At 69.4% G+C, this 16589-nt stretch carries 16 protein-coding genes; 6 read left to right on the forward strand and 10 right to left on the reverse strand.

Features of this window, described 5'->3' with window-relative positions; translation table 11 throughout:
* Positions 1–34 precede the first annotated feature (34 nt).
* Genes tolR through BLR02_RS21480 form a run of 7 tightly spaced genes read right to left on the reverse strand, consistent with a single transcriptional unit; the run spans position 35 to position 4781 of the window.
* Entirely contained in the window at positions 35–553 is a 519-nt protein-coding gene (gene tolR, locus BLR02_RS21450) for a protein TolR (protein WP_090569724.1), read from the reverse strand.
* A 4-nt stretch (positions 554–557) separates the two neighbouring features.
* Complete coding sequence (gene tolQ / locus BLR02_RS21455) at positions 558–1316, reverse strand: protein TolQ (RefSeq protein ID WP_090569720.1); 759 nt, start codon at positions 1314–1316, stop codon at positions 558–560.
* Between the two features lie 12 nt (positions 1317–1328).
* Entirely contained in the window at positions 1329–1763 is a 435-nt protein-coding gene (ybgC, locus tag BLR02_RS21460) for a tol-pal system-associated acyl-CoA thioesterase (protein WP_090664598.1), read from the reverse strand.
* Entirely contained in the window at positions 1760–2800 is a 1041-nt protein-coding gene (gene ruvB / locus BLR02_RS21465) for a Holliday junction branch migration DNA helicase RuvB (protein ID WP_090664616.1), read from the reverse strand. The genes ybgC and ruvB overlap by 4 nt, the downstream gene beginning before the upstream one ends.
* A gap of 47 nt (positions 2801–2847) precedes the next feature.
* Positions 2848–3456: a Holliday junction branch migration protein RuvA gene (gene ruvA / locus BLR02_RS21470; protein WP_090569715.1), complete on the reverse strand. Its 609-nt coding sequence runs from the start codon at positions 3454–3456 to the stop codon at positions 2848–2850.
* A 55-nt stretch (positions 3457–3511) separates the two neighbouring features.
* Positions 3512–4027 carry a crossover junction endodeoxyribonuclease RuvC gene (ruvC, locus tag BLR02_RS21475; protein WP_245704891.1) on the reverse strand — a complete coding sequence of 172 codons (516 nt, stop codon included), beginning with the start codon at positions 4025–4027 and terminating at the stop codon, positions 3512–3514.
* Positions 4028–4031: 4 nt separating this feature from the next.
* Positions 4032–4781 carry a YebC/PmpR family DNA-binding transcriptional regulator gene (locus BLR02_RS21480; protein ID WP_090664599.1) on the reverse strand — a complete coding sequence of 250 codons (750 nt, stop codon included), beginning with the start codon at positions 4779–4781 and terminating at the stop codon, positions 4032–4034.
* A 157-nt stretch (positions 4782–4938) separates the two neighbouring features.
* Here BLR02_RS21480 and BLR02_RS21485 point away from each other — a divergent pair, with 157 nt between their 5' ends.
* A complete protein-coding gene (locus BLR02_RS21485; RefSeq protein WP_090569829.1) occupies positions 4939–5571 on the forward strand; it encodes a pyridoxamine 5'-phosphate oxidase family protein in 633 nt (210 codons plus the stop codon).
* A 17-nt stretch (positions 5572–5588) separates the two neighbouring features.
* Here the strand turns inward: BLR02_RS21485 and BLR02_RS21490 are convergent, their stop codons facing one another.
* Both BLR02_RS21490 and BLR02_RS21495 read right to left on the reverse strand, forming a co-directional pair.
* A complete protein-coding gene (locus BLR02_RS21490) occupies positions 5589–5795 on the reverse strand; it encodes a hypothetical protein (protein WP_090569708.1) in 207 nt (68 codons plus the stop codon).
* A gap of 80 nt (positions 5796–5875) precedes the next feature.
* Entirely contained in the window at positions 5876–7249 is a 1374-nt protein-coding gene (locus BLR02_RS21495; RefSeq protein WP_090664600.1) for a nucleotide sugar dehydrogenase, read from the reverse strand.
* Positions 7250–7409: 160 nt separating this feature from the next.
* Between BLR02_RS21495 and BLR02_RS21500 the strand changes: the two genes are divergently transcribed.
* Positions 7410–8192 carry a class I SAM-dependent methyltransferase gene (locus tag BLR02_RS21500; RefSeq protein ID WP_176849724.1) on the forward strand — a complete coding sequence of 261 codons (783 nt, stop codon included), beginning with the start codon at positions 7410–7412 and terminating at the stop codon, positions 8190–8192.
* 72 nt (positions 8193–8264) lie between these two features.
* Here the strand turns inward: BLR02_RS21500 and BLR02_RS28810 are convergent, their stop codons facing one another.
* Positions 8265–11027: a beta strand repeat-containing protein gene (locus BLR02_RS28810; protein ID WP_143018229.1), complete on the reverse strand. Its 2763-nt coding sequence runs from the start codon at positions 11025–11027 to the stop codon at positions 8265–8267.
* A gap of 402 nt (positions 11028–11429) precedes the next feature.
* On the opposite strand from BLR02_RS28810, the gene BLR02_RS21510 reads away from it, so the two are divergent.
* From BLR02_RS21510 to BLR02_RS21525, 4 genes are all read left to right on the forward strand, one after another.
* Positions 11430–12305: a calcium-binding protein gene (locus BLR02_RS21510; protein WP_143018230.1), complete on the forward strand. Its 876-nt coding sequence runs from the start codon at positions 11430–11432 to the stop codon at positions 12303–12305.
* A gap of 89 nt (positions 12306–12394) precedes the next feature.
* On the forward strand, positions 12395–14590 hold the full coding sequence (locus tag BLR02_RS21515) for a glycosyltransferase (protein WP_090664603.1): 2196 nt from the start codon (positions 12395–12397) through the stop codon (positions 14588–14590).
* A 3-nt stretch (positions 14591–14593) separates the two neighbouring features.
* Positions 14594–15838, forward strand: coding sequence for a glycosyltransferase family 4 protein (locus BLR02_RS21520; protein WP_090664604.1), 1245 nt, complete (start codon positions 14594–14596; stop codon positions 15836–15838).
* 31 nt (positions 15839–15869) lie between these two features.
* The gene (locus BLR02_RS21525; RefSeq protein WP_143018231.1) at positions 15870–16586 is read left to right on the forward strand and encodes a hypothetical protein; all 717 of its coding nucleotides are present in this window, start codon (positions 15870–15872) and stop codon (positions 16584–16586) included.
* Positions 16587–16589 lie beyond the last annotated feature (3 nt).

Genomic DNA, 16589 nt, shown 5'->3' on the forward strand with positions numbered 1-16589 from the left:
GTTGCATGACCGCGCCCCCGCGCGTGGCCTCCGCTCAGCGTGTCGGGCGTGCGGCGGGCCGGGCCGCCGGCGTGGTGCCAGCCCCGGTACCGGTGGCGGGTGGGCGGCCGGCGGGCTGCTCGGCCAGCAGCGCCACCTTGCTGAAGCCGCCGGCGCTGATGGTGCCCATCACCTCCATCACCCGGCCATAGCTGATCGCCTTGTCGCCGCGGACGAAGATCCGGCGTTCCTGCGCGTTCGGCCCCTCGGCATTGGCGCCGGCGATGGCCTGGAGCTGGGCGACCAGGTTCTCGATCGGCACCTCGGTCTCCTGCAGGAAGATCTTGCCCTCGGGGTTCACCGTGATGGTGATCGGCTCGTTGTCCTGGTTGAGCGCGCTCGCCTGGGTCTTCGGCAGGTCGACGGGCACGCCGACCGTCATCAGCGGGGCGGCGACCATGAAGATGATGAGCAGCACGAGCATGACGTCGACCAGCGGCGTCACGTTGATCTCGGCCATCGGGCGGTAGCGGCCGCGGCCCTTGCCACGGCCGGCGTTCAGGGAAGCGGCCATGGGACTACTCCGCCACCGCGGCCGGGGTGCGGGCCTCGGCGCCGATCACCGCGCTCTCGGACTGGCGGGAGAGGATGCCGCCGAACTCGGCCGCGAAACCCTCCAGCCGGCTGGCGAAGCGGGCGAGGTCGGTGCTGATCTTGTTGTAGGCGAGCACCGCCGGGATGGCGGCGACGAGGCCGATGGCGGTGGCGAAGAGCGCCTCCGCGATGCCCGGCGCGACGACGGCGAGGTTGGTGTTCTGCATCCCCGCGATGGCGGCGAAGCTGTTCATGATGCCCCAGACCGTACCGAAGAGACCGACGAAGGGCCCGACCGAGCCGACCGAGGCGAGGAAGACCATCCAGCGTTCCATCCGGTCCATCTCGCGCTGCACGGCCAGGTTCATGCTGCGGTCGATGCGCTCCTTCAGCCCGGCGGCGACGAGGTCGGAGCCGGCGAGGCGCTGGGCGCTGCGGCGCCATTCGCGCATGGCGGCGCCGAAGACGGCGGCCATCGGATGTGAGGGCTGCTCGCCCTCCTTGCGATAGAGGTCGTCGAGGCTGCCGCCCGACCAGAAGGCATCCTCGAAGGCATCCGCCGCGCGGTTGGCCCGGCGCAGGCTGGTGATCTTCTCGAAGACGATGGCCCAGACCCAGACGGAGGCGAGCAGCAGCCCGACCATCACGAGCTTCACCACCCAATCGGCCTGCAGGAACAGGCCCCAGAGGGACAGGTCGTGCAATGCGCCGCCCAGATCCGTCGCCGTCACGCTGCGGTCCACCGCGTCTCTCCTCTATCCAGCCTCGCCCGGTGCACCGCCGAGGGCGGCGCGCCAGGGCTCGGGTATGCGCCTCGGCCGCAGCGTGTGCCGGTCGATGCAGGCCAATTCCACATGGAGCGCGGCGAGGGTCTCCTCCGCCCGGACCATGCGCTGGTCGAGCAGGAGGGTGACACCGCGAACCGCGATCACCCGCGTCTCGACCACGATGGCGTCATCGAGCCGCGCGGGGCGCCAATACTCCACTTCGATGCGCCGCACCACGAGTATCGAATGGTGACGCTCCACCATAAGCTGATGCGGCAAGCCCATGTCGCGCAAGGATTCCGTCCGGGCACGTTCGGCCCAGCGCAGATAGTTGGCGTGATAGGCCACGCCGCCCGCATCGGTGTCCTCGAAATAGACCCGAATCGGGAATCCATGAGCCGGGCCGGGCGGCGGGAGCTTCACGGATCGCCGCCCAGGAGCAGGTCGGGCTGGATGGCGAAGCTCGCCGGCGGGCTGAGGCCGAGATGCGTCCAGCCGGGCATGCCGAGGACGCGGCCGCGCGGCGTGCGCAGCACCAGCCCTTCCTGGATCAGGTAGGGCTCGATGACATCCTCGATCGTGTCGCGGCTCTCGGCGAGGGCCGCGGCCAGCGTCTCGACGCCCACCGGGCCGCCGTTGTGGTGCTCGGCGATCCGCCGCAGGTAGCGGCGGTCCATCGCATCGAGGCCCTTGCTGTCGACCTCGAGGCGGGTCAGCGCGCCATCGACCATGGCGCGGTCGGCGGCCATCCCTGTCACGCTGGAGAAGTCCCGCACCCGGCGCAGCAGGCGGCCGGCGATGCGCGGCGTGCCGCGGGAGCGGCGGGCGATCTCCAGCGCCCCGGCCTCGGCCAGCTCGAAGCCAAGCTTCTGCGCGCCGCGCCGGACGATCCGCAGCAGCTCCTCCGGCGTGTAGAATTGCAGGCGCAGCGGGATGCCGAAGCGGTCGCGCAGCGGCGTCGCCAGCAGGCCCGCGCGGGTCGTAGCACCCACCAGGGTGAAGGGCGGCAGGTCGATCCGCACGGTGCGCGCGGCCGGGCCCTCGCCGATGATGAGGTCGAGCTGGAAATCCTCCATCGCCGGATAGAGGGTTTCCTCCAGCGCCGGCTGCAGGCGATGGATCTCGTCGACGAAGAGCACGTCGCGCGGCTGCAGGTTGGTGAGGATGGCGGCGAGGTCGCCGGCGCGCTGCAGGATGGGGCCGGAGGTGGCGCGGAAGCCGACGCCGAGCTCGCGCGCCACGATCTGGGCGAGGGTCGTCTTGCCGAGGCCGGGCGGGCCATGCAGCAGGACATGGTCGAGCGCCTCGCCGCGCGCCTTGGCGGCCTGGATGAAGACGGCGAGGTTCTCGCGCAGCGCCGGCTGGCCGGTGAAGTCGGCCAGGACCTGCGGGCGGAGCGTGGCCTCGGCGGCATCCTCATCGGTGCGCGCGGGCGTGGTGATGCGGTCGTCCGGCGCCATCTCCGGCGGCGGGGGCGGCGCGGGCGGACCGCGGCGGCGGGAGCCGCTCATCGGGCGAGCTCCTTCAGGCTGTCGCGGATCAGCGATTCGAGCGGCACGTCCTCGCCCAGGCGGGACTGGGCGCGGTTCACGGCGGCCTGGGCCTCGGGGCGCTTCCAGCCGAGATTGATCAGCGCGGAGACCGCATCCGCGGCGGCACCGGCGGGCGGCGCGGCCGTGGCGGGGCCGGTGGCGATGCCGCTCGGCGGCTGGATGCCGCCTGCCCAGTCGCGCAGCTCGGTCACCAGGCGGTCGGCCAGCTTGGCGCCGACGCCATTGGCCTGCCGCAGCCCGGTGCGGTCGCCACGGCGGACCGCCTCGGCCAGGTCCTCGGGGGCGAAGGCGGAGAGGATGTCCAGCGCCAGCTTGGTGCCGACGCCCTGCACGGAGGTGAGCTTGCGGAAGGTGTCGCGCTCCGCCGCGCTGCCGAAGCCGACCAGCACGATGGCGTCCTGCCGCACCTGGGTCTCGACCAGCATCGCGGCCTGGCCCTGCACGTCCCGCAGCCGGTCGAGGGTCTTGGTGGAACAGGACAACAGGTAGCCCACGCCGTTGACGTCGAAGATGCAGCCGCCCTCGAGTAGCCCGTCGAGCTTGCCGGTTAGTTTCCCGATCATACTTGCCCTCCGATGACCGGAGGGCCGGCAGGCCCGGAGGTCTGAATCGGCGGGCTCATGCCGGCACGTAGCCCTTGGCGAAGGCGAGCCGCGTGCCGCGGTGATGGGCGTGGCAGATGGCGACGGCCAGCGCGTCGGCGGCATCCGCCCGGCGGATGACGGCGCCGGGGAGGAGGCGGCGGACCATCGCCTCCACCTGCGCCTTCTCGGCATGGCCGGTGCCGACCACGGCGCGCTTGACCTCCATCGCCTGGTACTCGGCGACGCGGATGCCGGAGAGCGCCGGCGTCACCAGCACCACGCCGCGCGCCTGGCCGAGCTTGAGGGCGGCGCCGGGGTTCTTGTTGACATAGGTATGCTCGACCGCCGCCTCGTCCGGCTGCCACTGCTCGATCAGGGCGAGGAGGCCGCGATGGAGGGTGCAGAGGCGCTCGGCCAGGGGCTGCGTGGCATCGGTGGAGATGACGCCATCGCCCAGATGGCGCAGCCGGCTGCCGGCGCTCTCGACGAGCCCCCAGCCGGTATGCTGCAGGCCGGGGTCGAGGCCCAGCAGGCGGACGGAGCCGTGCAACGGGCTAGTCCGAGAGCCGCTGCATGACGGCGTCCGAGACCTCGAAATTGGCGAAGACGTTCTGCACGTCGTCATTGTCGTCGAGGATGTCGACGAGCTTGAGGACGTCGCGGGCCTTCTCCTCGTCAAGATCGACGGTGGTGGTCGGCACCCATTCGAGCCTGGCGGAGTCCGCCGGGCCGAAGGCCGTCTCCAGCGCGTCGCGGACGGCGAAGAAATCCTCGACCGCCGTCGAGACCTCGTGGCCCTCCTCGTCGCTCTCGACATCCTGGGCGCCGGCTTCGACGGCGGCTTCCAGCATGGCGTCGGCGCTGGCGGCCTTGGCGGGGTAGGAGATCACGCCCTTCCGCTCGAACTGGAAGGCCACGGAATTGGTCTCGCCCAGCGCCCCGCCATGCTTGGCGAAGGCGGAGCGCAGGTCGCCCGCGGTGCGGTTGCGGTTGTCGGTCAGGGCTTCCACGATGATCGCCACGCCGTTCGGGCCGTAGCCCTCGTAGCGGACCTCCTGGTAGTCCTCGCCCTGGCCGCCCTGGCTGGCCCGTTTGATGGCGCGATCGATCGTGTCGCGCGTCATGTTGGCGATGAGCGCGGCCTTGACCGCGGCGCGGAGGCGCGGGTTCATCGCCGGGTCCGGCAAGCCCTGCTTGGCGGAGACCGTGATTTCACGGATCAGCTTGCCGAAGGCGCGGGCCTTTTTGGCGCCCTGGGCCGCCTTGCGGTGCATGATGTTCTTGGCGTGCGAGTGGCCGGCCATGGCCCCAGCCTTCTCCCGATCCTGAGATTCCGATTGAAGGGCGGCTTATAGAGCAAACCACGGAGCGGTGAAATCACCCGGGATGGTTAAATGGGCTGGCCAGGCAGCGGCGGCGAGGCTTGCACGGCCGGCCGCCGCGCTGGCAGGCTGCCCGGCCATGGATGCCCTGCCCCCCATCGCCGACCCCTTCGCCATCACCACCCTCGAGCAGCTCGCCGAGCATTACGACCCGCCGCGGGAGCTGGTGCTGAAGAAGGTGATCCCCCGGCTGGAGCCGAAGGCCATGGCCTTCATCGCCGCCTCCCCCTTCGCCGTGCTGGCGACGGTAGGGCCGGAGGGATGCCATGCGACGCCGCGGGGGGATGCGCCGGGCTTCATCGTCCCGCTCGACGACCGGACGCTGGCGCTGCCGGACCGGCGGGGCAACAACCGGCTGGATGCGCTGCGGGACATCATCGCCAACCCGGCCGTCGCCCTGCTTTTCCTGGTGCCCGGGGCGGGCGAGGCATTGCGGGTGAACGGCACGGCGCGGATCACCGCCGACCCGGCGCTGCGCGAGCGCTTCACCGAACAGGGCAAGGTGCCGGCGACCGTCGTGCTGGTGACGGTGCGCGAGGCCTATATGCAATGCGCCAAGGCGGTGATGCGCTCGAAGCTCTGGGGCGAGCGGGCACGCCCGGCGGCGGTGCCGAGCATGGGCGAGCTCATCGCCGCCCATACCGGGGGCGCCGTGGACCCGGCATCCTATGATGTCGAGGCGCCGCAGCGGCTGCTCGACACGATGTACTAGATCGGCCCGGCTGGCCCTCAGCTGGAGGCTGGTTCCGGCACCCGTTCGCGGCTGGGCTGGGTCTGAGGGGCCGGAACGCGGCGGGTGCGGCCGGCCTCGCGGCGGCGGGCCGCTTCCTCACGGGCCATGGCGTCGCGCAGAGCGCCCTCATAGCTCAGCCCGCAGGCCGCGCCGCCGAGGATCGAGGTTCCGGAGCCAAAGCGAGGCGGATCCTGGCGATGCATGGCGCCATCCCTGCTGTCTGGCGTAATCGTGCATATCCAGCCGCCCGATCGCGATAACAAGCCGGTGAGCCCCAGGGAACTTACGCCCTGACAATATGTGGCCCGGCGAGGCCGAGCCGGGCGCAGACATTCCGGGTATCCACCAGCAGCGGCAGGGTGGCAGCCAGGGTCCGGTAATCCACGCCGTCATGGTCGGTGACGATCAGCCCGGCCTGGAATCCGGCCAGGGACTCGGCTGCGCCCGTGATGGCATGGCGGCCCGCGAGGCCGGGATGCTCCGCCAGCGGCGGGATGATCGGCACCAGCGGGTCGAGGTGGCGGATCTCGGCGCCGCGCGACTCCAGCATCTCCATGAGCTGCAGGGCGGGGCTGTGGCGCAGATCCTCGAGGTTGCGCTTGTAGCCGAGGCCGATGACGAGGATGCGGCTGCCGCGGAGCCCCCTGCCCTGCTGGCGGTCCAGCGCCTCGGCCAGCCGGTCCAGCACATGGCGGGGCATGGCGGCGTTGATCTCGCTGGCGAGGTCGATGAAGCGGGTGGCAACCCCATGCGCCCGGGCCTGCCAGGCGAGGTAGTGCGGGTCGATCGGGATGCAGTGGCCGCCGAGCCCGGGCCCCGGGAAGAACGGCATATAGCCGAAGGGCTTGGTCCGGGCGGCCTCGATGACCTCCCAGACATCGATGCCCATGGCGTCGAAGACCAGCTTCAGCTCGTTCATCAGGGCGATGTTCACGGCGCGGAAGGTGTTCTCGGTGAGCTTCACCGCCTCCGCCACATCGGCCGAGGCAACGGGGACGGTGCGGCTGACGACGGCGCCATACAGGGCAAGGGCCAGGTCGAGCGAGGCGGGGTCGGTGCCGCCGATGACGCGGGGGATGCTGGCGGTGGGGTGCTGGGCATTGCCGGGGTCCTCCCGCTCCGGCGCATGGGCGAGGAAGAAATCCTGCCCGCAGCGGAGGCCGGTCTCCTCCAGAATGGGACGCATCACCAGGCGGGTGGTGCCGGGATAGCTGGTCGATTCCAGCACGATGAGCTGGCCGGGGCGGAGCGTCGCCGCAATGCGGCAGGTGGCGGCCTCGACGGCTGAAAGGTCGGGCTCCCGGTGCGGTCCGAGGGGCGTGGGAACACAGACCAGCACGGCATCGGCCTCGGCGAGGCCCTCGGCGGCGAAGCGGAGGCGGCCGGTGGCGAGGGCGCCCCGGATGACCTCCGCCGGAATCTGGCGCAGGGGGCTCCGGCCGGCGCCGAGCTGGGCGAGCCGCGCCGGGTCCGCATCGACTCCAAGGGTGTGGAAACCGGCCTCGACCAGGGCGAGGGTGAGCGGCAGGCCGACATAGCCGAGCCCGATGACGGCCACCCTTGCCTGCCGGCTGCGGAACCGGGCAGCGAGCGCCTCGACCTGGACGGGAGGGCCGACCCGGAAGGGCAGCAGGGACGGAGGCAAGGTATCCGGCATGCGGCATTCTTGCGATATCGTTACGTTCAGATCAACCCAGATCGGAACGACTCGTGATCCGCGCAATGCTTGCTGGGCTTAGCCCGGCGCAGCGGGTACTCCGGCACTGGCTGGGGGCATGGTCCGCCAGCAGGACAGCCTCCGCTTCCGGGGATCATGCATGAGTCGCAAGCTCCACAGCGTTGCCAGCTATGAGCAGTGGGTGACCTACCTCCTGGCGAATTTCCCCGAGGAGAAGGCGATCTCCATCGCGGTGGGCGGCGACTATGAGGATATCGGCGTCTACGAGCATGCGCTGCTGCGGACGCATGGGTTGCGGGACGATTCATTCGTGGTCGATGTCGGCTGCGGCTCCGGCCGGCTGGCCAATCAGCTCAAGCGCTACCCGGCGCTGCGCTATCTGGGGACGGACCCGGTGCCGCAGCTGGTCGACTATGCACAGCGCAAGACGGGGCGGGAGGATTTCCGGTTCCTGGTGGAGAAGGAGAACCGCGTGCCGGTCGAGGCCGGACATGCCGACCTCGTGGTGTTCTTCTCCGTCTTCACCCACCTGCTCCATGAGGAATCCTATGCCTATCTCGAGGCGGCACGGGATGCCTTGCGGCCAGGCGGGCGGGTGATCTTCTCCTTCCTGGAATTCGCGGTGCCGGTGAACTGGCCGATCTTCCAGAATTGCGTGGCCTGGGCGCGCAGCCAGGCTCTGGCCGGGCATCTCAACATCTTCCTGCACCGGGCCGATCTGCGGATCTGGGCCGAGAGGCTGGGCTTCAACGTGGTGGAGATGCTCTACGGCGACCAGCCGATCGTCGCCGTGGATGCGGATTCGGCCAGCGACCGGGTGCCGCCGGGGCGCTATCCGCTCGGCCAGTCGCTCTGCGTGCTGCGGAAGCCGCAGCCGGGCGAGGCGGTGCAGCCGGCGGCGGTGGTGCGGGAGGGGGCATGAAAAAGGGCCGGGCCTTGCGGCCCGGCCCCGATCGGGATGGCAGGATGCGGGGGCACGGGGCCCCCGCCCTTTTCAGTAGAAGTCGTAATCGCTGACCGTGATCGGCTGGCCGTCCTGGGTCAGGATGAAGACCTGGTTGCCCCCGACGGTGATGGTGTCGCCGCTCTCGTTGATCTCCACCACCAGACCGGCCTTGAAGCTCAGCTTGTCCTGGCCGACCTCGAAGTCGAGGACGATGTCGCCGCCGAAGTCACCCTCGAAGCGGAACACGTCGGCGCCGGCGCCGCCGGTGAGGACATCGTCGCCGGTGCCACCGACGAGGGTGTCGTTGCCGCCACCGCCATTGATCTCGTCATTGCCAGCCGCACCGTCCAGCAGGTTGCCGATATCGTCGCCCGTGATGGTGTCGGAACCGCTGCCGGTCGTCACACCCTCGATGGAGACGAGATTGACATCGGAGGCCGGGCTGATGGGCTGGGTAAGATCGACCACCAGGTTGGACGTCTCGTAGCTCTGGTCGAAGGTATCGAAGCCACTGCCGCCCACGAAGGTGTTGATGGTGCCGACGGTGTAGATGGTCATGAAGTCGGCACCGATGACCACGCCGTCGCCCTGGATCGTGACGGGCGATGCGACCTTCTCGAAGCTCAGGGTGTTGTAGCCGCTGCCGCCATCGACGGTGTCGTCACCCTCGCCCACCAGGAAGATATCGTCGCCGCCGCCGCCGTTCAGCTCGTCATTGCCGGCGCCGCCATCGATGCGGTTGCCGGCATCGTCACCGGTGATGGTGTCCGAACCGCTGCCGGCCAGCACGCCTTCGACCGAGCGGAGGTTCAGGTCGAAAGCCGGGCTGAAGGGCTGCGTGAGGTCGATCGCCAGGTTGGACGTCTCGGCGCTCAGGTCGAGGATGTCGAAACCATCGCCACCATTCAGCTCACCGGTCAGGAAGCCGAGGAAGGTGTCATTGCCCTCGCCACCATAAGCGGTGTCGCTGCCGCCACCCGCGACGAGAAGGTCATCACCCAGGCCGGCATCCAGGAAGTTGCTGCCGGCACCACCTCCAAGCGTATCATTCCCTTCGCCGCCGTAGACCGTATCGTTGCCGATATCGCCATCGATGCTGTCGGCCCCGGCATTCCCGGCGATGTAATCGTCGCCATCGTCGCCAGTGATCGTGTCAGCGCCCGCACCACCGACGACCGTGTCGTTATCGGCGCCACCACCGAGAGCGGCTCCGTCGTCGCCACCGAAGATGCTGTCGGATCCGGCACCGCCGTCGATCGTATCGGCACCGCCGTTGCCGATGATGTAATCGGCGCCGTCGTCGCCGGTCATGCTGTCAGCGCCCGCGCTGCCATTGATGATATCGGCGTCCGCACCGCCATGAAGGGTGCCGCTGCCGTAGATCACATCGGCGCCTGCGCCGCCGTCGATCGTATCGGCACCGCCGTTGCCGACGAGCCAGTCATCACCGGCATCACCGGTGATGCTGTCAGCGCCCGAGCTGCCGGTGACGACGTCGGCACCCGCGCCACCCTGCAGGGTGCCGCTGCCGTTGATGTTATCGGAGCCTTCGCCGCCATCGATCAGGTCGGCGCCGCCATTGCCGACGATCCAGTCATCACCATCGTCACCGGTGATGCTGTCAGCGCCCGCGCTGCCATTGATGGCATCGGCATCCGCACCGCCATGGATGGTGCCGCTGCCGTAGATGGTATCCAGCCCCGCACCGCCGTCGATCGTATCGGCGCCGCCATTGCCGGCGATGTAGTCAGCGTCGTCGTTACCGGCGATGCTGTCGGCGCTCTCGCTGCCGATGATGACGTCGGCGCCCGCACCACCTTGCAGGGTGCCGCTGCCGAAGATGGTATCAGCACCTTCACCACCATCGATCGTGTCGGCGCCGCCATTGCCGATGATGTAATCGGCGCCGTCGTCGCCGGTGATGCTGTCAGCGCCCGAGCTGCCGTTGATGGTATCGGCGTCCGCACCACCATGGATGGTGCCGCTGCCGTTGATGTTATCGGCCCCTGCACCGCCATCGATCGTGTCGGCGCCGCCACTGCCTACGATCCAGTCATCACCATCGTCGCCAGCGATGTTGTCGGCGTCCGCGCTACCGATGACGACGTCGGCGCCCGCACCACCCTGCAGGATGCCGCGGCCATAGATGCTGTCGGCACCTTCGCCGCCACTGATCGTGTCAACGCCACCATTGCCGTTGATGTAATCGTTGCCGTCGTCGCCGGTGATGCTGTCGGAGCCCGCGCCGCCGATGACCACGTCAGCGTCCGCGCCGCCCTGCAGGGTGCCGCTGCCGAAGATGGTATCCGAACCGACGCCACCATCAATGGTGTCGGCACCGCCAAGGCCGTCGATATAGTCGTCGCCGTCGCCGCCGCTCAGGCTGTCGGCCTGGCCGTCATTGCTGCCGACGATAAGGTCGTTGCCGAGACCGCCATCGACCGTCGAGGCGCCAACGCCGGCAAAGAGCGTATCATTGCCGAGACCGCCCAGGATGGTGTCGGCACCGAGGTTGCCATAGACATAGTCGTTGCCGTCGCCGGCAATGATGCTGTCGGCGCCAGCGCTGCCGATGATGGTATCGGCCTCGGTGCCACCATCGACCGTCGCGCCGGAGTTGCTGTTGGCGAGATAGATGAAGTCGAGGCCTGCGCCACCGCTCACCGAATCCGCACCACCGCCATCGCCGTAGATGGTGTCGTTGCCATTGCCGCCCGAGACGGTGTCCTGACCGGTGAGCATGTAGATCAGGTCGTCATCCGACGTACCCGGAATGCTATCGGACCCGAACGTCCCAACAATGTTTGCCATAAGGCGCCTCCGCAGCTCTGAAGCGAACGGGAGCCACCCCGCCTGGGACGCCCCATTCAACCGATACCCGGACTTTATACGTCGTTCACAACCGCTGGTGAAGGAGGCATGCCGTCTCAATTTGTACCGCTGATGGAAGCGTCGCCGGGAAACCTTCTGTTAAGATCAGGCCCCGCCACCCACTTCGCGACTTTGTGATATCGAAGTCGATACGGTTAGTCTCCTGCAAGAAGGTCGGCGGCATAAGGGAATTTACTAATTGTTGCGGCGCAGCAATGCCTCCTGCCCCCAGGCTCCGGCAGCACACTCTCTGGTGTAAAGACTTGTCGCCAGCAGTGCCTCCAGATTGACCAAAGCGCAACCGCTGGTTAAAGGTTACCCCCATTGAACGGCGCCTTACCGGTGCCTGACATCGGCGATGGGGTGGTGGTCATGGCAGATTTTGCTTCGATAGCGGGCGGTGGAGGGGCTGAGATCCCTTTCAGCAATGTGCTGGGTGGGGTCGATGCCTTCTATCACATCGAGACCGGCGGGCTCTTCCTCGACCGCAGCTTCGCTACCGGCCATACCCGTGTCGATGCCACCGAGGCGACCGGCGGGATCGCCTTCAAGGACAGCTCGGTCGGCAATAACAGCCCCGAGTGGGTCTTTGAGGGCAGCAGGCATGCCGACACGGTCAACGCCGGCGGTGGCGATGACAGCATCCTCGCTGGCGCGGGCAACAACTACGTCAGCGGTGGCGACGGCAATGACACGATCATAGCCGGCGCCGACAATGACACTCTGCTCGGTGGTGCTGGCAACGACCAGATCTTCGGCGGTGACGGCAACAACAGCATCCAGGGTGGCGACGGCGACGACACCCTCGCTGGCGGCTCGGGCAGCGATTACATCTCCGGCGGCAGCGGCTCCGACAGCATCTGGGGCGGCGCTGGTAACGACACCCTGCTGGGCGGCGACGGCAATGATAGCCTCGCGGGCGGTGCGGGCGATGACATGCTCATGGGTGGTGCCGGCAACGACGTCTTCTCCTACGAGGCGGGCTATGGCGGCGCCGACACGATCGTCGGCTTCAGCTACGGCGATGTCGTGCAGATCAAGGCCGGCATGGATGGCGTCTCGAGCCTCGACGATCTCGACGGCAAGATCACCGTCGAGGGCAGCAGCGTGAAGATCAGCCTGGGCAGCGGCGATACCATCGTCATCAAGGGCATCACGGGCACCAGCGCGGCCGATCTCGCGGCCAATCCGGAGCAGTGGATCAAGATCGCACCCTGATCCTCGCCAGGGTAAAGACAGCGGAAACCTTTCGCTGATACCCGTGTCTCATGAAGACGGGGGCAAGGGTTCTGGATACTTTCGACCCAATGCCGGCGACATCTTCGGATGTCGCCGGTTCCGCTTCTGCCGCCCTGCTGACCCTCTCGCCGGCCGTCGTCCTGCTGGCCTTCCAGGGCAGGTTGCCGGGCATCGACATGGGCAGCCTGTCGCTGGCCTCGGCCCTCGGGCCCATCGAGCCGCCGATGTCCTGGCAGACCGTGCCAGGGACCGAGCCGCAGCTCTCCCTTCTCATCGTTCGTGCCCAGCCCGGCCTCGCCGCCGGCGAGCCGCTGCAGGCCGCCGATGACGCCGGCGGGCGGCTTCGGGTGGTGCCTGTCGCCGCCGAGGGTATCGGCGCGCTGCTGGGGCCGCTCCTGCCCCCTGCCCTGGCCCGCGTGGCCGGCTTCGTCGCCTCGCGCGGGCGGCGGCTGTTCCGGGGCACCGAGGATGCCGCTTTGGCCGGGGCCTGCCACGCCATCGCCAGCCTCGGCCAGTCGGCCGAGCACAGGGCCGTGCCGGTGGCGCGCTGCGGGGCGGATGCGGTGCTCTGGGCGCTGCCGCGCGGCCTGCCGGCGGCACCCGCCATCTCCTTCGTCCTCGGCCGGGGCCGCATGCGCCAGGTCAGCCATACGGGCGGCGCGCTGATCCTCACCGAGGAGGGGTTCGAGGACGGATTCCTGTTGCCGGGCGGGGCGGAGGGGCCGATCCACCTGGCGCCCCCTGCTGGACGTCTGCCGACCCTCGGTGAGCTCTCGCGCCGCACCGATGCGCCCGGCCGCGCGCTCTACCGCAGCGCGACCACCGAGCTTGCCCGCCGCGCCGTGACCGAGGAGGAGGCGCGGCGGCTGCTGCGCGACCATCAGCTGCTGGTGCCGGCGCAGCCCGCCACGCTGATGAGCCAAGCCGAGGAGCCCTTCGGCGGCGCGCTCGAACTGGCGCTCGACGACCATGGCGGCGGGCTCTTCCTCCGCGGCTGGCTGCGGGACCCGCTGGGGCTGGTGGCCAGGCTGACGCTGCAGGGGCGATTCGGCGAGCAGCGGCTGGCGATGGCGGAGCTGCTGCGCTTCCCGCGGCCGGACCTCGTCAAGAAATTCGCCGAGTCCCCGCATGGCAGCCCGGGCCTCAAGGCCGGCTTCATCGCCCACCTGCCGCGCGTGGCGCTGCGGCCTTCGGCGCAGTGGCGGCTGAAGGTAGAGCTGAGCACGGGGGAGGAGGTCTCTCTCCTGGCCCCGCCGGCCATCACCACGCCGCTGCTGGCCCGCGACCGCGTGCTGGGCGGCATCGCCCCGGTGCATGTCACGCCGGAGATCATGGCCCGCTGCATCGCCCCGCCGGTCGAGCGGCTGCACCGCCGGGTGATGGCAGCCCGGCAGGCGCCGGAGGTGGTACGGATCGGGACGCCGGTGGCGGCGCCGGCGGTCAGCCTGGTGGTGCCGATCTACCGCAACGTCTTCTACCTCCGCCACCAGCTCGCCGCCTTCGCGCGGGATCCGGGCCTGCGCGAGGCGGAGGTGATCTATGTGCTCGACAGCCCCGAGCAGCGGGAGGATGTCGAGCACAATCTGCGCGGCTATCACGGCATCACCAGGATGCCGGTGACGCTCGTCGTGCAGCCGACCAATTACGGGTATGGCAGCGCCTGCAATGCCGGCACGGCGGAGGCACGGGCGCCGGTCGTGCTGCTGCTGAACTCCGATGTGGTGCCGGCCCGCCGTGGTTGGGCCCGGCCGCTGCTGGAGGTGCTCGAGGCGGCGCCGCAGCTGGCGGCGGTGGGGCCGAAGCTGCTCTACGGCAACGACTCGCTGCAGCATGCCGGGCTGTATTTCGAGCAGATCGGCGGCATGGGCGAATGGTACAACAGCCACTACCACAAGGGCCTGCCACGGCATTACCCGGCCGCGACGCATGCGCGGGAGGTGCCGGGCGTGACCGGCGCCGCTTTCTGCGTGCGCCGCGCTGCGCTCGAGGCGGTGGGCGGCGTCACCACCGACTATGTGGTGGGTGACTACGAGGATTCAGATCTCTGCCTCAAGCTGCGCGCCGCGGGGCATGGCATCGGCTATGTGCCGGCATCCGAGCTCTACCACTTCGAGCGGCAGTCGATCGCCCTGCATGGCGGCTACGCCCGCACCCTGGCGGCCGCCTATAACCGTGGCCTGCACCACCGCCGTTGGGCCCCCGATATGGAGGCGCTGATGGCGCGGGACTGGCCACTGGACACCATCCCCAGCGGGGCGGGCTGACCCATGCGCGTGCTGTTCCTGTGCCATAACCACCCGACCATCCAGGCCGGGGGAACCGAGGTCTTCGCCCGCAACCTGTTCCGCAAGTTGCGGGACCAGCATGGGGTGGAGGGCCTGTTCCTCGCCGCCGTGACCAGCACGCATCGGGAGATGCTGCCGGGCACCGTCGTCCAGGCGGTTGGCGAGGCGACGGACGAGATGCTGCTCTGGCTGGACCGGTTCGACCGGTTCTTCCTCTCCCAGCCGGACACCTACGGCCTTGCCACCCTGGCGCCGCTGATCGAGGCGCTGGCGCCCGATGTGGTTCACGTGCACCACATGCTGCAGGTCGGCGCCGAGACCATCGACCTGATCCGCCGGCTGGCGCCGCGGGCGCGGTTCATCTTCACCGCGCATGACTTCTTCCCGATCTGCCCGCAGGAAGGGCAGTTGCTCACCACCGATGGGCGGCTCTGCCACGGGCCGACGCTGGATGGGTGCCTGCGCTGCTTTCCGGACCGGGGCGCCACCGACCTCGTCATGCGCCAGCTCGAGATGCGGGACGTGCTGGGGGATTTCGACCACATCCTGGTGCCGAGCGAATTCGCCCGCGGCCGCTATGTGGCGAGCGGCTGGCCGGCCGAGCGCTTCAGCGTCATGCCGAATGGCGTGCCGGAGCGGCCGCCGGCGCCGCACCGCATCGCGGCGGACGGGCGGCGGGACCGGTTCGGCTTCTTCGGCCATGTCAACCGCTTCAAGGGCAGCCTCATGCTGCTCCAGGCCTCGCACCAGCTGAGCGAGGCCGGCCTCGCGCATCGGGTCACGCTACATGGCGGGGCGGCCTACCAGTCCGATGCCTTCATGGCGGAGTTCAATGCGGCGCTGGCCGGGGCGCCGGCGGCGACCTATCGCGGCGCCTACACGGCCGAGGAGCTGGCCGGGCTGATGGAGCAGGTGGATTGGGTCGTGATCCCCTCCATCTGGTGGGAGAATGCGCCGCTGGTGGTGCAGGAAGCCTTCCGCCACCGCCGGCCCGTGATCTGCAGCGGCATCGGCGGCACCGCCGAGATGGTGCGCGACGGCGTGGACGGGCTGCATGCGCCGGTGAAGGACCCGGCCGGCCTCGCCGAGGTCATGCGCAGGGCGATCGAGACGGAGGGGCTCTGGAGCAGGCTGGTGGCCGGGATCCGGCCGCCGGTCAGCCTCGCGGAGGCGGCTTGCCGGCACCTTAAGTTGTATAAAGCTGCGCTGGCGGACGCGACCGTTTAGCATGCCACCCAACCCTGGGGTTACTACGCCGATGCCAATGGACGCCATGCTGACCGAGGATGCCGAGCCGGCCGCCACGTTGGTCACCCCGTCCGAGGTGCGCGGGCTGATCGACAATGCCACGGCCGACCGGCTCTATGGCTGGGTCTGGGATGCCACGCATCCCGGCTTCCGCGTGCCGGTCGAGCTGCGCCTGGCCGGCGAGGTGGTCGCCAGCACGGTGGCCGAGAATGCCCGGCCGGACCTTGCCAAGCACGGCATCGGCGATGGCTGCCATGCCTTCGAATTCTCGCTGCAGCGCCAGTGGTTCCGCCAGCTGCGCGAGTTGACCGTCATCGCCTACGGCAAGGATGGCGTCGCCTGCCCCGTGCCGGTGCATGCGCGGCGGCAACAGGATGAGATGCTGGTGCCGGCCCAGGCCACGGCGCAGCTGCAGAGCGCCGCGGAATCGCTGCTGACCGAACACCGGGCCATCCGGCGCGAGATGGAGGAGCTGCGCGAGCGCAGCGCCGCACTCCCGGACCAAGCCGCGGTGCAGGCCATCGCCCAGGCCGGGCAGGAGCTGCAACGGCGCCTGGACTCGCTGGAGCTCTGGATCACCCGGCTGGACGAGAAGCTTGCCCAGCTCACCACGCCCGCCCAGGAGACCAAGGGTGGGCTCGACCCCTGGCAGGTGGTGCTGATCGCCCTGCTGGTCGGGGCCGTCTGCGGCGTCATGGCCTTCATCGTCGCCCGCTACGGGAGCTAGCGC

This window comes from Belnapia rosea (genome assembly GCF_900101615.1).
GTDB lineage: Bacteria > Pseudomonadota > Alphaproteobacteria > Acetobacterales > Acetobacteraceae > Belnapia > Belnapia rosea.

Excerpts from the sequence above, each read along its gene's own strand:
- BLR02_RS21525 (WP_143018231.1), top strand. The coding sequence starts at position 15,870 with ATGCCAATGGACGCCATGCTGACCGAGGATGCCGAGCCGGCCGCCACG.
- tolR (WP_090569724.1), bottom strand. The coding sequence starts at position 553 with ATGGCCGCTTCCCTGAACGCCGGCCGTGGCAAGGGCCGCGGCCGCTAC.
- BLR02_RS28810 (WP_143018229.1), bottom strand. The coding sequence starts at position 11,027 with ATGGCAAACATTGTTGGGACGTTCGGGTCCGATAGCATTCCGGGTACG.
- BLR02_RS21490 (WP_090569708.1), bottom strand. The coding sequence starts at position 5,795 with ATGCATCGCCAGGATCCGCCTCGCTTTGGCTCCGGAACCTCGATCCTC.
- ruvA (WP_090569715.1), bottom strand. The coding sequence starts at position 3,456 with ATGATCGGGAAACTAACCGGCAAGCTCGACGGGCTACTCGAGGGCGGC.
- BLR02_RS21485 (WP_090569829.1), top strand. The coding sequence starts at position 4,939 with ATGGATGCCCTGCCCCCCATCGCCGACCCCTTCGCCATCACCACCCTC.
- BLR02_RS21520 (WP_090664604.1), top strand. The coding sequence starts at position 14,594 with ATGCGCGTGCTGTTCCTGTGCCATAACCACCCGACCATCCAGGCCGGG.
- BLR02_RS21515 (WP_090664603.1), top strand. The coding sequence starts at position 12,395 with ATGCCGGCGACATCTTCGGATGTCGCCGGTTCCGCTTCTGCCGCCCTG.
- BLR02_RS21500 (WP_176849724.1), top strand. The coding sequence starts at position 7,410 with ATGAGTCGCAAGCTCCACAGCGTTGCCAGCTATGAGCAGTGGGTGACC.
- ruvB (WP_090664616.1), bottom strand. The coding sequence starts at position 2,800 with ATGGCGCCGGACGACCGCATCACCACGCCCGCGCGCACCGATGAGGAT.
- BLR02_RS21480 (WP_090664599.1), bottom strand. The coding sequence starts at position 4,781 with ATGGCCGGCCACTCGCACGCCAAGAACATCATGCACCGCAAGGCGGCC.
- BLR02_RS21495 (WP_090664600.1), bottom strand. The coding sequence starts at position 7,249 with ATGCCGGATACCTTGCCTCCGTCCCTGCTGCCCTTCCGGGTCGGCCCT.